Source organism: Streptomyces sp. MK7 (genome assembly GCF_032658145.1).
Taxonomy (GTDB): Bacteria; Actinomycetota; Actinomycetes; order Streptomycetales; family Streptomycetaceae; genus Streptomyces; species Streptomyces spiralis.
Map to the genome: position 1 here is coordinate 25504 of NZ_JAVACL010000032.1, position 17444 is coordinate 42947.

Annotated in this window: 15 protein-coding genes and 1 other RNA gene; 3 read left to right on the forward strand and 13 right to left on the reverse strand. The window is 71.3% G+C overall.

What is annotated here, in order from left to right:
- Positions 1-51 precede the first annotated feature (51 nt).
- Positions 52-546, forward strand: coding sequence for an ATP-binding protein (locus R2S09_RS28360; protein WP_316744112.1), 495 nt, complete (start codon positions 52-54; stop codon positions 544-546).
- A gap of 22 nt (positions 547-568) precedes the next feature.
- Here the strand turns inward: R2S09_RS28360 and R2S09_RS28365 are convergent, their stop codons facing one another.
- The 6 genes from R2S09_RS28365 to R2S09_RS28390 all read right to left on the reverse strand — a co-directional run bounded on the left by R2S09_RS28365 (position 569) and on the right by R2S09_RS28390 (position 9068).
- The gene (locus R2S09_RS28365; protein ID WP_316744113.1) at positions 569-1729 is read right to left on the reverse strand and encodes a uroporphyrinogen-III synthase; all 1161 of its coding nucleotides are present in this window, start codon (positions 1727-1729) and stop codon (positions 569-571) included.
- Between the two features lie 92 nt (positions 1730-1821).
- A complete protein-coding gene (locus R2S09_RS28370) occupies positions 1822-3189 on the reverse strand; it encodes a nitrate/nitrite transporter (protein WP_316744115.1) in 1368 nt (455 codons plus the stop codon).
- A 110-nt stretch (positions 3190-3299) separates the two neighbouring features.
- The gene (locus tag R2S09_RS28375; RefSeq protein ID WP_306189386.1) at positions 3300-4508 is read right to left on the reverse strand and encodes an acyltransferase; all 1209 of its coding nucleotides are present in this window, start codon (positions 4506-4508) and stop codon (positions 3300-3302) included.
- Positions 4505-6664: a glycosyltransferase gene (locus R2S09_RS28380; RefSeq protein WP_316744166.1), complete on the reverse strand. Its 2160-nt coding sequence runs from the start codon at positions 6662-6664 to the stop codon at positions 4505-4507. The genes R2S09_RS28375 and R2S09_RS28380 overlap by 4 nt, the downstream gene beginning before the upstream one ends.
- Positions 6665-6849: 185 nt before the next feature.
- Complete coding sequence (locus tag R2S09_RS28385; protein ID WP_316744117.1) at positions 6850-7923, reverse strand: translation initiation factor IF-2; 1074 nt, start codon at positions 7921-7923, stop codon at positions 6850-6852.
- A gap of 137 nt (positions 7924-8060) precedes the next feature.
- Entirely contained in the window at positions 8061-9068 is a 1008-nt protein-coding gene (locus tag R2S09_RS28390; RefSeq protein ID WP_306189384.1) for a LysR family transcriptional regulator, read from the reverse strand.
- A gap of 84 nt (positions 9069-9152) precedes the next feature.
- Here R2S09_RS28390 and R2S09_RS28395 point away from each other — a divergent pair, with 84 nt between their 5' ends.
- Positions 9153-10415, forward strand: coding sequence for an MFS transporter (locus tag R2S09_RS28395; RefSeq protein ID WP_316744119.1), 1263 nt, complete (start codon positions 9153-9155; stop codon positions 10413-10415).
- 124 nt (positions 10416-10539) lie between these two features.
- On the opposite strand, the gene ssrA is transcribed toward R2S09_RS28395, so the two are convergent.
- From ssrA to ftsE, 5 genes are all read right to left on the reverse strand, one after another.
- Positions 10540-10939: a transfer-messenger RNA gene (ssrA, locus tag R2S09_RS28400) on the reverse strand.
- Between the two features lie 189 nt (positions 10940-11128).
- Entirely contained in the window at positions 11129-11608 is a 480-nt protein-coding gene (smpB, locus tag R2S09_RS28405) for an SsrA-binding protein SmpB (protein WP_306189382.1), read from the reverse strand.
- A 96-nt stretch (positions 11609-11704) separates the two neighbouring features.
- Positions 11705-12898 (reverse strand): S41 family peptidase, encoded by a 1194-nt coding sequence (locus R2S09_RS28410; protein ID WP_316744121.1) that lies wholly within the window; start codon positions 12896-12898, stop codon positions 11705-11707.
- A 68-nt stretch (positions 12899-12966) separates the two neighbouring features.
- Positions 12967-13884, reverse strand: a complete 918-nt coding sequence (ftsX, locus tag R2S09_RS28415) for a permease-like cell division protein FtsX (protein WP_306189380.1) — start codon at positions 13882-13884, stop codon at positions 12967-12969.
- Between the two features lie 33 nt (positions 13885-13917).
- Positions 13918-14607: a cell division ATP-binding protein FtsE gene (ftsE, locus tag R2S09_RS28420; protein WP_086726378.1), complete on the reverse strand. Its 690-nt coding sequence runs from the start codon at positions 14605-14607 to the stop codon at positions 13918-13920.
- 249 nt (positions 14608-14856) lie between these two features.
- On the opposite strand from ftsE, the gene R2S09_RS28425 reads away from it, so the two are divergent.
- A complete protein-coding gene (locus tag R2S09_RS28425; RefSeq protein WP_016438128.1) occupies positions 14857-15048 on the forward strand; it encodes a hypothetical protein in 192 nt (63 codons plus the stop codon).
- Positions 15049-15148: 100 nt separating this feature from the next.
- On the opposite strand, the gene R2S09_RS28430 is transcribed toward R2S09_RS28425, so the two are convergent.
- Entirely contained in the window at positions 15149-16018 is an 870-nt protein-coding gene (locus R2S09_RS28430) for a hypothetical protein (RefSeq protein WP_316744124.1), read from the reverse strand.
- A 291-nt stretch (positions 16019-16309) separates the two neighbouring features.
- A complete protein-coding gene (prfB, locus tag R2S09_RS28435) occupies positions 16310-17425 on the reverse strand; it encodes a peptide chain release factor 2 (protein ID WP_306189379.1) in 1116 nt (371 codons plus the stop codon).
- Positions 17426-17444: the final 19 nt, after the last annotated feature.

Sequence of the window (17444 nt, forward strand, 5' to 3'; positions counted from 1 at the left end):
CGGGCGGAGTGGTTGAGCGAGCCCGAGTCCCTTCTCTCGCTGGAGGTTTCCATGGGCACCGTATCCCCGTCCGACACCTGGGTGTACGCCCTTCGCCTGCCGCATGATCCCCGCGCGGCACGCGTCGCACGTATGACCGTACGGGCGGCTCTCAGCAGCCACGGCAGACAAGAACTCCTCGACCCCGTGGAGCTGTTGGCCTCCGAGCTGGTCACCAACGCCTATCGGCACACGAAGGGCCCCGCCTCCCTGCGGCTGACCGCCCTCGCGGACGGCCGGTTGCGGGTCGGGGTGTGGGACAGCCATCCGCGTATCCCCGCGCCCTTCGGGGAGCCGCCCTGGGATCGGGTCACGCCCGCCCCGGCGGAAGCCGAAGGCGGGCGGGGGCTGGGTCTGGTGCAGGAGTACGCCGACTCCTGGGGCAGCTGGTCGCTCCGCGACAGCCCGCTGGACCGGGGCGCCGGGAAGCTGCTGTGGTTCGAGGTGGGCGGGCGCCGGGACGCCACGCCGTTGTCCGTGGCGTGCCACCAGGGGACGTACCCATGAGCGGGAGCCCGCGGCTGAGCCCCTACGCCTGTGCGTACTTCTCCTCGGTCGCCGGGTCCAGGGCCAGCCGGTAGCCGCGCTTGACCACCGTCTGGATCAGTTTCGGGGTGCCGAGCGCCGTGCGCAGGCGGGCCATCGCGGTCTCCACCGCGTGCTCGTCCCGGCCCGTACCCGGCAGCGCGCGCAGGAGGTCGGCTCGGGAGACGACCCAGCCCGGCCGCCGGGCGAGCGCCCGCAGCAGCGCCATGCCGGCCGGCGGCACCGGCTTCAGGTCCTCGTCCACCAGCACCGCGTGGCCCCGGATCTCCACCCGGTGCCCGGCGATCGGCAACGCCCGTGCCCGTCCCGGCAGTTCGTGGCACAACAACTGCACCAGCGGCCCCAGCCGGAACCGTTCCGGCTGCACGGTGTCGATGCCGTGCGCCTGCAACGGCACCGCGGTGACGGGGCCGACGCACGCCGGCAGCACGTCGTGGCCGAGCGCGGTCAGCAGCTCGGGCAGCAGCCCCCGCACCTCGGCCCGCGCCAGCAGGGACGCGGCGGCCGGTGCGCTGGTGAAGGTGAGCGCGTCCAGGCCACGGGAGACGGCGGCGTCCAGCAGGCGGTCCAGCGGACCGGGGTCCTCCGGGGGCAGCCAGCGGTACACCGGTACCGGGACCACCTCCGCTCCCCCGGCGCGCAGCGCCTCCACGAACCCCGGCAGTGGTTCGCCGTGCAGCTGCACGGCCACCCGGCGCCCGTCCACACCCTGCTCCAGCAGCCGGTCGAGCACCTCGGCCATGGACTCCGAGGAGGGCGACCACTCCTCGCTCAGCCCGGCCGCCCGGATCGCGCCCTTCACCTTGGGCCCGCGTGCCAGCAGCTCGGTCTGGCGCAGCCGGGCCAGCAACGCCTCGCCGAGTCCCCACCCCTCGGCCGCCTCCACCCAGCCGCGGAAGCCGATCGCGGTGGTGGCGACCACCACGCCGGGCACCTGGTCGATGATCTCCTTGGTGGCGGCGAGGAGCTCCCCGTCGTCGGCGAGCGGAACGATGCGCAGGGCGGGCGCGTGCAGGACGGTGGCACCGCGCCGCTGGAGGAGGGCGCCCAGCTCGTCGGCCCGGCGCGCGGCGGTCACGCCCACGGTGAATCCGGCGAGCGGCCCGTGCTCGGACCGTTCGGCCTGGTGCTCTTCGTCGTACATGTGCTCGCTCTCCTAGCTGACCGGCACGCCGCCACCGAGCCTGTCAACGGCGCATGACGGGCTCGGTTCGGCTTCATTGCACCGGTGTTACGTCACACCTCGGCGTAGCTGAGCTGCGGCTTCGTCTCCGCTGCCACCGTAGACACAGCCTGCCCCGCCGGGCGGCGAAGGTATACGGCCCAGGTGACGGCGAAGGCCACACCGTAGAAGACGAGGAAGGCGACGAAGGCGCCGGTTCCGGAGCCGTAGGAGAGGAACGACTGCCGGAAGGCGAGGTTGATGCCGACGCCGCCGAGCGCTCCCATGGCTCCGATGAGGCCCATGGAGGCCCCGGACAGCCGCCGCCCGTACGCCACGGCCGCCTCACCCTCCAGCCCCTCGGCCAGGGCCTTGGTCTGGAAGATCCCGGGGATCATCTTGTAGGTCGACCCGTTGCCGATCCCGGTGAGCGAGAACAGCACGACGAACGCGGCGACGAACAGCGACAGCGACTTCTGCATGCTCGCGACGACGAGGACCATGGTGGCGGCGGCCATGACGACGTAGTTCCACAGGGTGATCCTCGCCCCGCCGTAGCGGTCGGCGAGCCGGCCGCCGACGGGCCGGATCAGGGAGCCGAGCAGCGGCCCGATGAAGGTGAGGTACGTGGCCTGCAGCGGCGTGCGCCCGAACTGGTTCGTCAGCACCTGCCCGAAGGCGAAGCTGTAGCCGATGAAGGACCCGAACGTCCCGATGTAGAGGAACGACATGATCCAGGTGTGGGCGTCCTTGGCGGCGTCCACGGCGGCACCGGTGTCGTTCTTCACGGTGGCGAGGTTGTCCATGAACAGCGCGGCGAGCACGGCGGCGACGACGATCAGCGGAATGTAGATCCCGAGCAGCACACGCGGCCCGCCGCTCGCCCCGATGACGGCCAGGGCCACCAGCTGGATCGTCGCCACGCCTACGTTGCCGCCCCCGGCGTTCAGCCCGAGCGCCCACCCTTTCCTGCGCATCGGGAAGAAGGCGTTGATGTTGGTCATGGAGGAGGCGAAGTTGCCCCCGCCGATGCCGGCGAGCAGCCCCACCCAGAGGAAGGTGGAGAAGGAGGTGCCGGGCTCCATGACCGTGAAGGCTGCCACGGTCGGCACGAGCAGCAGACCGGCCGAGATGATCGTCCAGTTCCGTCCGCCGAAGACGGCCACCGCGAAGGTGTACGGCACCCGGACCACGGCCCCCACCAGCGTCACCATGGAGGTGAGCAGGAACTTGTCGGCGGGGCTCAGCCCGTACTCGGGCCCCATGAACAGCACCAGCACGGACCACAGCGTCCACACCGAGAACCCGATGTGCTCGGAGAGCACGGAGAAGAACAGGTTCCGGTTGGCGATCCCGGCGCCCTTCTCCTCCCAGAAGACCTCGTCCTCCGGATCCCAGGCCTCGATCCAACGGCTGCGGCTGGGACTGCGGCTGGCTGTCATGAGTCCTCCACGGTGCGGTGCGCTGGGATGCGTTCAGTGGCTGCCTCCCGAAGGTAGGAAGACGGCGTTTCCGCGCTGTGGCTGTGGGTGACCGACAGGGAACGTTGCTCTCACCGCGGGGCGGGCGGGGATGAGAGGTGGTGCCGGGGACGGGCGGCCCCCCTCCCGCTCGGCCACAGCCGTGGCCTCCGTTTCGCCGCCAGGTCCTCGATCCAGCCGAAGGCGAGGATCGCGGCGGCGATCAGCGGCCACACCAGGACGAACATCCACAGGCCGTAGGTCGAGTCCAGGAACGCCGACGCGCGGTCGCCCCGCAGGAAGGGCAGATTGTAGGCCTGGTCGAGGAGGGGGACGGTGAGGGCGATGAGCAGGTTGTGCCAGAGGTAGATCGTGACCGCACGGTTGTTGGCGAGGGTGATCAGCGGCTCCCAGCGGCGCAGCCGGGCGGGGAACCGCTGCCAGGACGGGGAGTACTGGAGCAGGATCACGACGACCGCGAAGGACCAGGTCGCCTGGGCGAGCGGGATGTCGTTCAGGTCCCAGCCGTCGGGGCCCTGGTGGCCGGACGCCCACCACAGCGCGAAGGCCATCAGCACGGATGAGAACGAGACCGCCGCATAGCGGGGGATCCTCCGCAGCAGTCCCTCGTGGTGGGCGATGCCCAGGATCCAGCAGCCGCCGTAGACCGCGAAGTCCGTCACCGCGTCACCCGTCTCGCCGGGGATCGTCACCAGGCCGGTGCCGACCACCGCGGTCAGGGCGAGCGGGGCGAGCAGGGTCGGCCACGGGGCGCGGCGGAACGCCCGCAGCAGCAGGGGTGACGCCACGACGAACCACAGATACGCCCGCAGGTACCACAGCGGACCCGCCGCGTCGTCCGCCCAGGTCGCGTCCAGCAGGCCGGAGTCGGAGCCCAGGTGCTCGGGGTACGGCGGGGCGCCCACCGGGACGACGTAGGTCAGGAGCTTCACCAGGCCGGCCGCGCCGCCGATGTCGGGGTCCTTCACCGGGTTCCAGCCGGCCGCCAGCATCAGGGGCAGGAGGATCGCGCCGAACGCCCACAGCGGCGGCAGGAGCCTTCTGAGCCTGCCCTTGATCACGCTTGCCGCCGGGCGGTCCAGCGAGCGTGCCATCAGGGAGCCCGCCAGCGCGAACATCACGCCCATCGACGGGAACAGCACCGTCAGCCAGGCCCAGCCGAAGACGTGGTAGAGGACCACCCGGAGCAGGGCGAGGGCGCGCAGGAGGTCCAGGTAGCGGTCCCGGCCGCCGGCCGGTTTGCGGCCGGCCGCGTTCTCCGGGGCGAGGGCCTGCGTCATGCCACCGGCCTCCGATCGGTCGTCTCGAAGGTCCCGGTCGTCTCGAAGGTCTCCGTCGCCTCGAAGGTGCGGGTCGCCTCGGACAGCTCGGTGGTCGCCCTCACGCGCTCGCGCGATGCCGGTCCGCCGGGTGCCTCCACCACGCCCGTGCGGCGCAGCTTCTGCCAGCGCAGCCGGCCGCCGGTCAGTGCGGTGATCCAGGACTGGAGCAGGACGACGTACATCAGCTGGCGGTAGAGGATCTGCTGGAGCGGCAGGGAGATCAGGTGGGTCATGCGTTCGCGGTCCAGGCGGAAGGCGTACGCCGCGCAGGTCGCCTGGATGGTCAGGACGCCCAGCCAGGCCAGGATCGTCTTCTGCGTCGGGCCGAAGACCACGCCGTACAGCAGGAAGATGTCGATCAGGGGTGCGAGCAGCGGGGCCACCACCATGAACACGGACACCAGCGGCAGGCCCACGCGGCCGAAGCGGCCGGACGGCCCGCGGTCCAGCAGGGCGCGGCGGTGTTTCCAGATCGCCTGCATGGTGCCGTAGGACCAGCGGTAGCGCTGGGACCACAGCTGCTGGACCGACTCGGGTGCCTCGGTCCAGGCGCGGGCGTTCTCGGCGTACACCACCCGCCAGCCGGCGCGGTGCAGCGCCATGGTGATGTCGGTGTCCTCGGCGAGCGTGTCGTCGCTCATGCCGCCGACCTGCTTCAGGGCGGACCGCCGGAACGCCCCGACCGCGCCCGGGATCGTCGGCATGCAGCGCAGGGTGTCGTACATGCGGCGGTCGAGGTTGAAGCCCATCACGTACTCGATGTGCTGCCAGGCGCCGATCAGCGAGTTCCGGTTGCCGACCTTGGCGTTGCCGGCCACCGCGCCGACCCGTGGGTCGCCGAAGGGCTGGACGAGCTCGCGGACGGTGGACGGTTCGAAGACGGTGTCGCCGTCCATCATCACGATCAGGTCGTGCGAGGCGTGCGCGATACCGCGGTTGAGGGCGGCCGGCTTGCCCGCGTTGGGCTGGCGCACGACCCGTACGCCGGGCAGGTTCATGGCCTCGACGATGTCCGCGGTGCCGTCGACCGAGCCGTCGTCCACCACCACGACCTCGACCGGGTGCTCGCTCGCCATCAGGGAACGGACCGTGTTCTCGATGCACTTGGCCTCGTTGTACGCCGGCACCAGCACCGACACCGGTTCGGTCACCGGCTCTCCCCAGCGGAAGCCGGGGCGGCGCACCCGGCGGGCGTGCGCGCCGGAGAGCAGAAGCATCAGGGCGAAGCGTGCGATGACCAGCCCGCCGACCAGCGCCAGGCAGATGCCCAGGCCGCCGGTGATGCCGTCGGCGGCCTGGACCAGGAAGATCCAGGCCTTGCCCTTCCACAGGTCGGGTCCGGTGACCGGGGTGAGCGCGCTGGGCGCGCCGAGTGCCTCGGTGAGGTTGTCGAACCGGTAGCCGCGCGCCTGGAGTTCGGGCAGGTAGCGGTCCAGTGCCTGCACGGTCTGGTGGCGGTCGCCACCGGAGTCGTGCATCAGCACGATCGCGCCCTTGCCGCCCTTCGGGGCGGCCCGCCGGATGATCTCGTCGACGCCCGGCTTCTGCCAGTCCTCGCTGTCGACGGTGTTGACCACGGTGATGTAGCCGCGGCTGCCGATGTACTCGGTCACCGGCCAGGACCGGTTGTCCATGGCGTCGGCGAAGGAGGAGTACGGCGGCCGGAACAGCGAGGTCCGCACGCCGGCCGCGCCGGTGATGGCCAGCTGGTTCTGCGACAGCTCCCAGTCGATGCGCTTGTAGGACTGGTAGGAGAGGTCGGGGTGGTTGAAGGTGTGCAGGCCCACCTCGTGGCCCTCGGCCACCATGCGCCTGACCAGGTCCGGGTAGCGGGAGGTCATGGTGCCGGTGACGAAGAAGACCGCGTGGGCGTGGTGCTTCTTGAGCACGTCCAGCACCTTCGGCGTCCAGGCCGGGTCGGGGCCGTCGTCGAAGGTGAGGACCAGGCGGTGGTCGGGCACGCGCAGGCTGGTCGCCCGTCCGCCGCGGGTGTCGATGACCGGGCCGCCGTCGAGGATCTTCTCCGGCACCTTGTCGGTGGCGGCCTCGGGGCGGATGCGGTGGTCGGCCAGGATCTCGCTGTGCACATAGCCGCGCAGCATCAGCATCGCCATCAGCGCGGCCAGCACGAGCGTGGGCAGCAGGTGGCGCAGGGGCAGGCGCGCGGCAGGACGGTTGCGCGCCGCGGGACGGCGGGCGGCAGGACGGCGCCCGGCAGCGGCCCGGCGGTCGGCGGGGCGGTCGGCGGGGCGGTGGTCGGCGGGGCGGCGTGCGTCGCCGCGACGGATGCGGGCCGCCATCAGGCGAGGTTCCCCGTGGACGCCGGGGCCGACGCATCGCCGGAGGCGCCGGAGGTCCCGGCGGGACCCGGCGCGGAGGTGGGTCCGGGTGCCGTCGTCGGGCCCGGTCCCCCGCTGGTTCCCGGTGCCGGCTCGCTCGTCACGGGCACCGGGGAGCCCGGCCCCTCCGCGACCGTTCCGGAACCAGGTCCGGAGCCGCTCGTGCTCCCGCCGCCGCCTCCGCCGGAGGACGGCGACGGGTCGGACGAGGACGCGCCACCGCTGCCGCTGGGTGTCGGGTCGGGTGAGGTGGAGGCCGACGGCGGGGTCGGACCGACGACGGGTCCGGTCGAACCGCCGGCACCGGGCGGCTTGGGCCCGCCGCTCGCCGTGCCGCTCGGCCCGGGAGAGGCCGAGGCTCCCGGCCGGAGCGGACCGGCGGAGGACTGGGGCGCCGTGGCACCGGGGCCCGCGGACGGCTTGCCGGAGCCGGAGGCCGACGCGGAGATCCCCGGCACGTTCGGCACCCCCGATACGCCCGGCACTCCTGGTACGGCGACGCCGCCTCCCGTGCCGGGCGGTCGTACCGGTTCCGAGGGCACCGGGGAGGTGTCGACCTTGCCGGCCGGCCGGTCGTCGGCCTGTCCGGGCACCGGCAACCAGGGGGCGTCGGAGTTGCCCGAGAGGAGGGTGACGACGATGACGACGGCGTAGACCGCGCAGGCGAGCCCCACCGCCATGCCGAACCGGCGGAACCGCCGGCTGCGGCGGCCCGACGCGTCGACGAAGACGGGTCCCTCGGAGCCGCCGCCCTCGCGGCCGTCCGGGTCGCGGGAGGTGCCCGTGTCGTCCGGACTGCCCTCGACACGGTCGAGGCGGACGGTCAGCTCGCCCGGGTCGGAGCCGTCGTGTCCGGGCTCCTCCCACGGGTCCTCGACCCGCAGCGCACGGCCGGTGCCGGTCTCCGGGAACGTCTGGGCGTCCTCACCGGCGTCACCGCCGCCGTCGTCTTCGGCGGCGGGCACCGCTCCGGTCGCGGACGCGGCCGCGGGCCATTCGGGTTGGGCCTCTTCCGGCCCCTTGTTCACGCGCACGTAGCTTCCCCCACGGGAGTCTTCCGGGTGCGCGTTCGACTCCGAGCCCCACGTCGCCGGAACAGGCCCCCACCTGCCCGAGCGCCCCCGTTGTCCCACCGTGCTCGGCGGTCACGAACGTACGCCCGCGGAGGTCGTCAGGAATCGTGAAGATCAATGGTGAACGGAATTGACCGATTCGCCGCTGATTCGTCAATGGCTGGAATCCATCCTGTTTCGGGTCGCCGGAACCATCCTTCACGTGCCGCCAGTTCCGCCGCCGCGCGTCGCAGGGCGTCGAACGCGGGATGCACCAGTCCCCTGCGCCACACGAGTGACACCGGTGACAGCGGAACCGGGTCGACGAGCGGCCGTACGACGGTCCGGGGCAGGGGCGGGAAGCCGACCACCGCGAGCACCGGGTGGCCGGTCTTGGCCATCAGCCGCTCGAACTCCTCGACCCCGACGGCCAGCGGAGCCGGCGGCGCGACCGCGATGCCCCGGCCGTCGAACAGGCGGTGCGCGAGATCGGTCCACTCCGGGGTGCGCGGGTTCCCGGCGCCCGCGTACACGGTCTCGCCCTCCAGCGCGGCCAGCGGCACCTGGGGCAGCGGGGCCAGCGGGTGGTCCTCGGGCAGGACGACCGCCATCGGCTCGTACCGCACGAACTGATGGTCCAGCAGGGACCGCAGCGCCGGGTCCAGGCCCGCGTACCGGCCGAAGGAGGCGTCCAGGCGGCCCGCCAGCAGCTCGGCCGCCGCGCCCGTCAGGCCGCTCTCGAAACGGGCCATGATCTCGTGCTCCGGGGCGAGTTCACGGGCCCGCTGGAGCACGCGGCGGCCGGTGGCCAGGCCCGGCGAGTTCAGGTCGACGAGCAGCGGGCGGGCCTGCCCGAAGGCGGCCAGCAACTCGTCCTGGGCGTCCAGCACCCGGCGCGCGTACGGCAGCAGCCGCTCGCCGTCGGCGGTCAGGGTCACCAGCCGGGTCGTCCGCACGAACAGCTCGGCACCCAACTCCCGCTCCAGCCGCCGTACATCGCGGCTGAGTGCCTGCTGGGCCACGTACAGCCGGGCGGCGGCGCGGGTGAAGTGCAGCTCCTCGGCGACGGCGAGGAAGGCGCGCAGCAGGCGGAGATCCAGGGGGCGGCGGCCGGGCAGGTCGGGCATGCGGTGAACTTACAACGTGAGTGCGTGAATCGGCACCGACAAGGTGTTGGACCAGGTGATCCACCGCGCGCGACGGTGGGGGACATGCCAGCGACGAACACCGAAGCGACCCCCGGGCCGCCCACCGGAACGACCGAACGAGCCGTGCCCGCCGCGACCGCTCCGGCGTCGGGCAATCCCTACCGCCGTCTCTTCGCCCTCCCCGGCGCCCGCGCCTTCACCGCCGGGAACCTCATAGCCCGGCTGCCCTCGGGCATGTTCGGCGTGAGCGCGGTCGTCATGATCGCCGGGGCCCGCGGCTCGTACGCCCTCGCCGGTGCCGTGACCGCCACCGGCCTGGCGGCGACCGCGGTGACCGCGCCCTGGATCGCGCGGCTGGTCGACCGCCACGGCCAGGCACGCACCGCCGTGCCCGCCACCGTCTGCGCGGTGCTGGGCAGCCTGGCCCTGGTGCTGTGCGTGCACTACGACGCCCCGGACTGGACCCTCTTCGCCGCCTACGCCGCCACCGCGACCACCCCCAACACCGGCGGGATGTCCCGCGCCCGCTGGGCCCACCTGCTCAAGGGCGACCCCGAGGCCCTGCACACCGCGAACTCCTTCGAGCAGGCGGCCGACGAGCTGTGCTTCATGCTCGGACCGGTCCTCGCGGCCTTCCTGTGCGGCACGGTCTTCCCGGAGGCCGGGACGCTGACCGGCGCGGCGCTGCTGCTCACCGGCGTGCTGCTGTTCGCCGCCCAGCGCTCGACGGAGCCGCCGCCCCGGCCGCTGTCGTCCCGGGCGAAGGCACCCCTGCGCGCCCCGGGCATGCCGGCGCAGCTCGCGGTGTGTCTCGCCATGGGGGCGGTGTTCGGGGCCATGGAGGTGGTCACGGTGGCGTTCGCGGACGCCCAGGGGCACCGGTCGGTGGCGGGCGTGGCGCTCGGGCTCCAGGCGGCCGGGTCGTGCGTGGCGGGTCTGGTGTACGGGCTGCTGCGGCCGGCGGGACCGGCCGGGCGGCGGCTGCGGTGGTGTGTGGCGGCGATGACGGCTCTCATGACGCTGCCCCTGCTGGCCGCCGCCCTGACCGGCTCCCTCCTGCTGCTGTCGGGTGCCCTGCTCGTCGCCGGTACGGCGACGGCGCCCACCATGGTCACCAACATGACCCTGGTCCAGCAGCGCACCCCCGAGGGCCACCTCAACGAGGGCATGACCCTGGCGGTGACGGGCCTCCTCGGCGGCATCGGCTGCGGCAGCGCGACCGGCGGCTGGGCGGTGGAGCACCTGTCCCCGACGGCGGCTTACGGGGTGCCGGTGGCCGCGGCGGCGGTGGCGTTGCTGATCTCCCTCACCCGACGGACCGGGTGACCCCGGCGGTCACGCGGTCGCCCGCACCTCCGTCGTGGGCATGACGAAGGCCCCGTCGCTCGGAAGCGACGGGGCCTTGCCCACATGGGGTGCGGGGTCTGGGGGCCGGGCCCCCAGCTCCAGCTGGTGGAGATGGCGGGAATCGAACCCGCGTCCAACGGTGCGGAACCAGGGCTTCTCCGTGTGCAGTCCGCTTCGCTTTTCTCGGCCCCGGAGATCACGCGGACAAGTCTCCGACGGGCTCAGTCACTGTGTGGTTTCCCTCTTCACCCCGTGACCGGGATCAAGGTTTAGTCCCCTAGCTGATGCCAGGATCCGGGTCGGGAACAGCCCCGGGCTGACACTCCCTTAGTAGGAGGCTCGCTCTGCTACCTGAGATCAGGCAGCGAGGGCGAAGGCCTGCTGGGAGGAATCGCGCTTGGTGTTGGCGATTATTTTTTTCGGCCTGTGGTTTACGAGATCATGGCCGCTTCCTCGACACGCTTCCCCTGCTTCGACAGCCGCTGTCGAAACCGATCATCCCCATGTTGATTTTTCAAGGCGCGCACCTGCCGTGAGGTGCGGGTGCCATCGTACGGAACAACGCCCGCCGACGCCACCGTATTCCCGCCGGTCACCCGGCCGTCGTACGGCGTTCGTACCACGTACAACGCGACCCGGCAGCGGAACATTCCCGACCCGGCGCCCGATCCGGATCCCGGCTCGGTCCCGGCTCAGCCGCGCTGCCTGCGGCGCACCGCCGCCATCGCGCGGTCGGCCTCGCGCCGGTCCTGCTTCTCGCGCAGGGTCTGGCGCTTGTCGTACTCCTTCTTGCCTCTAGCCAGCGCGATCTCGATCTTGGCGCGGCCGTCCTTGAAGTACAGGGCGAGGGGCACGATCGTGTGACCCGTCTCCTGGGACTTCGACTCCAGCTTCTCGATCTCCACCCGGTGCAGCAGCAGCTTCCGCTTGCGGCGGGCGCTGTGGTTGGTCCAGGTGCCCTGGCTGTACTCGGGCACGTGCACGTTGTGCAGCCACGCTTCGTGGGCGTCCAGTTGCACGAAGCCGTCGACCAGCGAGGCCCGCCCCTGGCGCAGCGACTTCACCTCGGTACCGGTGAGGACCAGGCCGGCCTCGTAGGTGTCGAGGATGTGGTAGTCGTGCCGCGCCTTCTTGTTCTGCGCGATCAGCTTGCGCCCTTTTTCCTTAGCCATAGTGCTCACCATTTTCGCACTACGGAGGGGTCGCGGGGAAAGATTATCGGGGGCGTGCGTCAGCCGGCACCGCGCATACGGTCGGCGTCCGCGCGGTCACGAGGGGTCGTCGCCCAGGCCCGCGAGGACCGTACGCGCCCGTCCCAGCGCGTCGCCGGCCGCGTCCAGGTCCGGGGTGATGCCGTGGCCGTCCACGCTGCGGCCCGAAGGCGTGCGGTAGTGCCCGACCGTGAGTTCTGCGACGGAGCCGTCGGGCAGCCGGCTCGGCATCTGCACGGAGCCCTTGCCGAAGGTGCGGGAGCCCACCACGACCGCGCGGCCGCGGTCCTGAAGGGCGCCGGTGAGCAGCTCCGCCGCGCTCATCGTGCCGCCGTCGACGAGCGCGACCAGGGGTCTTCCGGTGTCGCCGCCGAGGCCGGCGTGCAGGGCGTGCTGCGTGCCGTCGACGTCGTAGGTGGCGACCAGGCCGCCGTCGAGGAAGGCGGAGGCGGCAGCGACGGCCTCGGTGACCAGGCCGCCGGAGTTGCCCCGCAGGTCCAGGATGATCCCGGTGCCCGAGGGCGACCGGCGTACCGCCGTACGGACCTTCTCGCCCACACCCTTCGCGAACGCGGTGATCTTGATGACGGTCACCCCGTCGGCCAGGCGCCGCTCGGTGACCGGGTCCGTCGACAGGCGGGCGCGGCGGACGGTCTGCGTCCACGCGCGCGTGCCGCGCTGGAGGCCGAGGGTGACGGCCGTGCCCGCGGGCGCGTCGTCGGCGTCGCCGCGCAGTAAGGAGACGACCTGCGTGACGGGCAGCCCGTCCACCTTCTCGCCGTCCACGCTGCGCAGCCGGTCGCCCTGGTGGATCCCGGCTTCGGCCGCGGGCGAGCCGGCCTGCACCTTGGAGACGTCGATACGGCCGTCCCGTTCGCGCCGCGCCCACAGGCCGACGCCGGTGTACTGGCCGTCCAGGGCCTCCTGGAACTCCTCGTAGTCGCCCTGGGAGTAGACGGCGCCCCAGCGGTCGCCGCTGCGGCTGACGGCCCGTTCGGCGGCCTGCATGGGGGACTTTCCGGCGGCCATGGCCTCCTCGGCCGCCTTCGTCACCTGTTCGTGGTGGCCGGCGGGCTCGAGCTCGGTCGAACCGGCCGCCTGCGCGGAGGACTTCCGTCCGGCGCCGTCCGGCACCGAGCCGGGCAGGGAGCCGGTCGCCGCGCCGGCCACGAGCACACCCGCGAAGACCAGTGTCAGGGTGGCCCCGGCGCGGTTGCGGCGGGGCTGACAGAACGGGTCACGACCTGACATGGCGGTGAGTCTAGGACAACGCCTCACAGCCGTACGTCCGCTTGGCCGTACGGCCCTTTTGGCGTGTGTCACACCTTCAGATACTTGCGCAGCGCGAAGAACGCGGCGAGCGCGGGCATCAGCAGGCTCGTCGCGAGGATGAGCGGCAGCTTGGTCAGCACGGCGTCCCAGCCGATGAAGTTGATCAGCGTGAGCTTGTGCGCCAGGTCGAGACCGTGGTCGATGATGAAGTACCGCGCGGTCACCAGGAATCCGCACGCCACCGTGCCGCCGATCAGTCCGGCGACGGCGGCCTCCATGATGAACGGCGCCTGGATGTAGAAGCCGGAGGCGCCCACGAGCCGCATGATCCCGGTCTCCCGGCGCCGGCTGAACGCCGAGACCCGCACCGTGTTCACGATCAGCATCAGGGCCACCACCAGCATCATCGCCATCACCGCGCGCGCGGCCCAGTTCATGCCGTTCAGCAGCCCGAAGAGGTTGTCCAGGATGCCCTTCTGGTCCTGGACCGACTGGACGCCGTCGCGTCCGTTGAAGGCGCTGGCGATGACCTTGTACTGCTCGGGGTTCTTCAGCTTGATCCGGTACGACTCCTGCATCTGGTCCGGCGTGAGGGAGCTGGCCAGCGGGGAGTCGCCGAACTGCTCCTTGTAGTGCTTGTACGCCTCGTCCTGGGACTCGTAGGTGACCGTCTCGACCACCGACATCTTCTTCAGGTCGGCGAGGATCGCCTTCTTCTGGTCCTCGGTGACGGCGCCCTTGGCGCAGTTGGGGTCGTTCTCGGCGTCGCTCTTGTTGCAGAGGAAGATCGAGACGTTGACCTTGTCGTACCAGTAGCCCTTCATCTTGGTGACCTGGTCGCTCATCAGGAGCGACCCGCCGAACAGGGCGAGCGACAGGGCGACGGAGACGACGACCGCGAAGGTCATCGTCAGGTTGCGGCGGAGACCGACACCGATCTCCGACAGGACGAACTGGGCGCGCATGGCGTCTGGTCAAGCCTTTCCGACGTGGACTCTTCAGTGCTGGTAGCCGTAGACGCCGCGCGCCTGGTCGCGGACGAGGCGGCCCTTCTCCAGCTCGATGACGCGCTTGCGCATCTGGTCCACGATGTTCTGGTCGTGGGTCGCCATCACCACGGTCGTGCCCGTCCGGTTGATGCGGTCGAGCAGCTTCATGATGCCGACGGAGGTCTGCGGGTCGAGGTTGCCGGTGGGCTCGTCGCAGATGAGCAGCTTGGGCCGGTTGACGAAGGCCCGCGCGATGGCCACGCGCTGCTGCTCACCACCGGAGAGCTCGCCCGGCCTACGGTCCTCCTTGCCGCCGAGCCCGACGAGGTCGAGCACCTGCGGCACCGACTTGCGGATCTCACCGCGCGACTTGCCGATCACCTCCTGCGCGAAGGCCACGTTCTCGGCGACCGTCTTGTTCGGCAGCAGGCGGAAGTCCTGGAACACCGTGCCCAACTGGCGGCGGATCTGCGGCACCTTCCAGTTGGAGACGCGCGCGAGGTCCTTGCCGAGGACGTGCACCTGGCCGTGACTGCACCGCTCCTCGCGGAGGATCAGCCGCAGAAAGGTGGACTTTCCGGAGCCGGAGGACCCCACGAGGAACACGAACTCGCCCTTCTCGACCTCCAGGGAGACATCCCTGAGGGCGGGGCGGGTCTGCTTGGGGTAGACCTTGGAGACATTGTCGAATCGGATCACGGATGCACCACGGGTCGCCGGGGGTAGATGAGCGTGACCATACGCGAGTCGGGTGTGCGAGCGCAGTCACCGGTCTGGGTTGCGGGTCAGTTGTGCGTTTTGTCTGTGCTTCGGCGGGGCAGGAGCGGCGCTTCAGGAGGACCTGAGGGGAGCCCGAGCTGAAATCCGGGGAACCTGGCATTGTGGGGAGGGGAACGTTCGCGTGTCCGCGGGCGTTGTAGAGGTAACCGGTGCAAGGAGGGCGAGCGCATGACGTACGACCGGCTGGTGTGCGCGAACTGCGCGGCGCCCGTGAGCGAGGGCCGGTGCCCCGTGTGCCGAGCGAACCGCGAGCGGCTGCAGCAGGAGAACTTCTTCGCGGGGCTGAACCCGATGGCGCTGATCGCGCTGCTGGCGGTGCTGATCGCCGCGGTGGCGCTGCTGGCGCACCAGACGGCTTAGCCGGCCGCGAGGCGTATCGGACCACGCGAAGGGCCCGGAGCGACGCTCCGGGCCCTTCGGCGTCATATGCCGGGTACGCCCCGTGGGGGTGCGGCTACGCTCAGGCGGCGGTTCCGCCGCGGCCCGACACCAGGCGCGGCAGGACGCGGAAGCCGACGCCTCCGGCGATCATCGTCGCGGCGCCGATCAGCAGGAACGCGGTCTGCCCGGCACCCGTCTCGGCGAGCTCCTTGCCGTTGCCCTGCGGCGCGGTGTTGGCCGGGGTGGTGGAACCGGTGTCGGTCAGGGCCGAGGAGCCCTGGTCCTGCGGGGCGGGGGTGTTGCCGTCGGGGGTGGTGCCGGTGTCGCCGCCGGAACCGCCACCGTTGTCGTCCGGGCCGCCGTTGTCGCCGGAACCGCCACCGTTGTTGTCCGAGCCGCCGTTGTCGCCGGAACCGCCGTTGCCGCCCGGGTTACTGGGGGTGCTGCCACCATCACCCGGATCACCGGGGTTGCCCGGGTTCCCGGGGTCGCCAGGGTTGCCCGGGTCACCAGGATCGCCCGGGTCACCCGGGTTGCCCGGGTCACCGGGGTTCCCCGGGTCACCAGGATCGCCCGGGTCACCGGGGTCACCGGGGTTCCCCGGGTCACCAGGATCGCCAGGGTTGCCCGGGTCACCCGGGTCGCCCGGGTCACCCGGGTTGCCCGGGTCACCGGGGTTGCCCGGGTCACCGGGGTCACCAGGGTCACCGGGGTTGCCCGGGTCACCGTCGCCCGGGTCGGTCGGGCATTCCGGGTTGGTGGCGATGCCGCAGGTGGGGTCGTCGCCGTCGAGGTTGACCTTGGCGGAGACGGTGCCGTCGTCCGTGTTCACCCCGAGCTCGATACCCCCCGCAGCGGACGCCACGCCCGCGGCGGTCAGCGAGGCGCCGGCCGCGATCACGGCGCCGGCGGCTATCCGCGCGACCCGGATCCGCGTCTTCTTCGTCATATGGTTGCTACCCCCAGTAACCGAATCGTCTGTGAGGCCGCGCTCGGGGCAGTGATCGACGGAGGTCGCTGAACGATGAAGCCCCCCGGTTCACATGCGCCCCAGAGATGCGCATGCCACGCTTCACCCTTCCCATAATTCAAAGCAACGTCAAGGCCGTTGCGTACGAGATGCCCTGGTACGCGCTCTTTGCGGGACGTAGAGCGATGTGAGCGTGATGCAAAACCCGGACTTCCGGCAACGAAAAAGGCAACTGCCGCCCCGGAGGCGGCAGTTGCCTTGTCGACAAAGTTACTTCGCAGCCTGCTCCTGCTGCTTGCGCCAGCGAATTCCGGCCTCCAGGAACCCGTCGATCTCGCCGTTGAACACGGCCTCCGGGTTGCCGACCTCGAACTCGGTGCGCAGGTCCTTGACCATCTGGTACGGGTGCAGGACGTAGGAGCGCATCTGGTTGCCCCAGGAGTTTCCGCCGTCTCCCTTGAGGGCGTCCATCTTGGCCTGCTCCTCCTGCCGGCGCCGCTCCAGCAGCTTGGCCTGGAGGACGTTCATCGCCGTGGCCTTGTTCTGGATCTGGGAGCGCTCGTTCTGACAGGAGACGACGATGCCGGTCGGAAGGTGGGTGATGCGGACCGCGGAGTCGGTCGTGTTCACGCCCTGGCCGCCGGGGCCCGAGGACCGGTAGACGTCGATGCGCAGCTCGGACTCGTCGATCTCGACGTGGTCGGACTTCTCGACGACCGGGAGGATCTCCACACCGGCGAAGGAGGTCTGCCGCCGCCCCTGGTTGTCGAAGGGGGAGATGCGGACGAGCCGGTGGGTGCCCTGCTCGACGGAGAGGGTGCCGTAGGCATAGGGCACCTGCACGGCGAAGGTGGTCGACTTGATGCCGGCCTCCTCCGCGTACGACGTCTCGTAGACCTCGGTCTTGTAGCCGTGCTGCTCGGCCCAGCGCAGGTACATGCGCTGCAGCCGCTCGGCGAAGTCGGCGGCGTCCACGCCACCGGCCTCGGCGCGGATGTTGACCAGGGCCTCGCGCGCGTCGTACTCGCCGGAGAGGAGGGTGCGGACCTCCATCTCGTCCAGCGCCTTCCTGACCTCGGTCAGCTCGGTCTCGGCCTCGGCACGGGTGTCCGGGTCGTCCTCGGCCTCGGCCAGCTCGAACAGCACGGCGAGATCATCGATCCGTCCGCGCAGCGCCTCCGCCTTCCTGACCTCGGCCTGGAGGTGGGAGAGCTTGCTGGTGATCTTCTGCGCCTCGTCCGGGTTGTCCCACAGGGACGGCGCGGCCGCCTGCTCCTCGAGCACGGCGATGTCTGCCCTCATCTTGTCGAGGTCCAGAACGGCCTCGATCGACTCCATGGTCGAGGAGAGGGACTTGAGCTCTTCGGATACATCGACGACTGCCACGCATCCAGCGTAACGGCTC

Coding starts and splice junctions, on each gene's coding strand:
- R2S09_RS28360 (WP_316744112.1), top strand. CDS start 52: ATGGGCACCGTATCCCCGTCCGACACCTGGGTGTACGCCCTTCGCCTG.
- R2S09_RS28365 (WP_316744113.1), bottom strand. CDS start 1,729: ATGTACGACGAAGAGCACCAGGCCGAACGGTCCGAGCACGGGCCGCTC.
- R2S09_RS28370 (WP_316744115.1), bottom strand. CDS start 3,189: ATGACAGCCAGCCGCAGTCCCAGCCGCAGCCGTTGGATCGAGGCCTGG.
- R2S09_RS28375 (WP_306189386.1), bottom strand. CDS start 4,508: ATGACGCAGGCCCTCGCCCCGGAGAACGCGGCCGGCCGCAAACCGGCC.
- R2S09_RS28380 (WP_316744166.1), bottom strand. CDS start 6,664: ATGGCGATGCTGATGCTGCGCGGCTATGTGCACAGCGAGATCCTGGCC.
- R2S09_RS28390 (WP_306189384.1), bottom strand. CDS start 9,068: ATGCCCGACCTGCCCGGCCGCCGCCCCCTGGATCTCCGCCTGCTGCGC.
- R2S09_RS28395 (WP_316744119.1), top strand. CDS start 9,153: ATGCCAGCGACGAACACCGAAGCGACCCCCGGGCCGCCCACCGGAACG.
- smpB (WP_306189382.1), bottom strand. CDS start 11,608: ATGGCTAAGGAAAAAGGGCGCAAGCTGATCGCGCAGAACAAGAAGGCG.
- R2S09_RS28410 (WP_316744121.1), bottom strand. CDS start 12,898: ATGTCAGGTCGTGACCCGTTCTGTCAGCCCCGCCGCAACCGCGCCGGG.
- ftsX (WP_306189380.1), bottom strand. CDS start 13,884: ATGCGCGCCCAGTTCGTCCTGTCGGAGATCGGTGTCGGTCTCCGCCGC.
- R2S09_RS28425 (WP_016438128.1), top strand. CDS start 14,857: ATGACGTACGACCGGCTGGTGTGCGCGAACTGCGCGGCGCCCGTGAGC.
- R2S09_RS28430 (WP_316744124.1), bottom strand. CDS start 16,018: ATGACGAAGAAGACGCGGATCCGGGTCGCGCGGATAGCCGCCGGCGCC.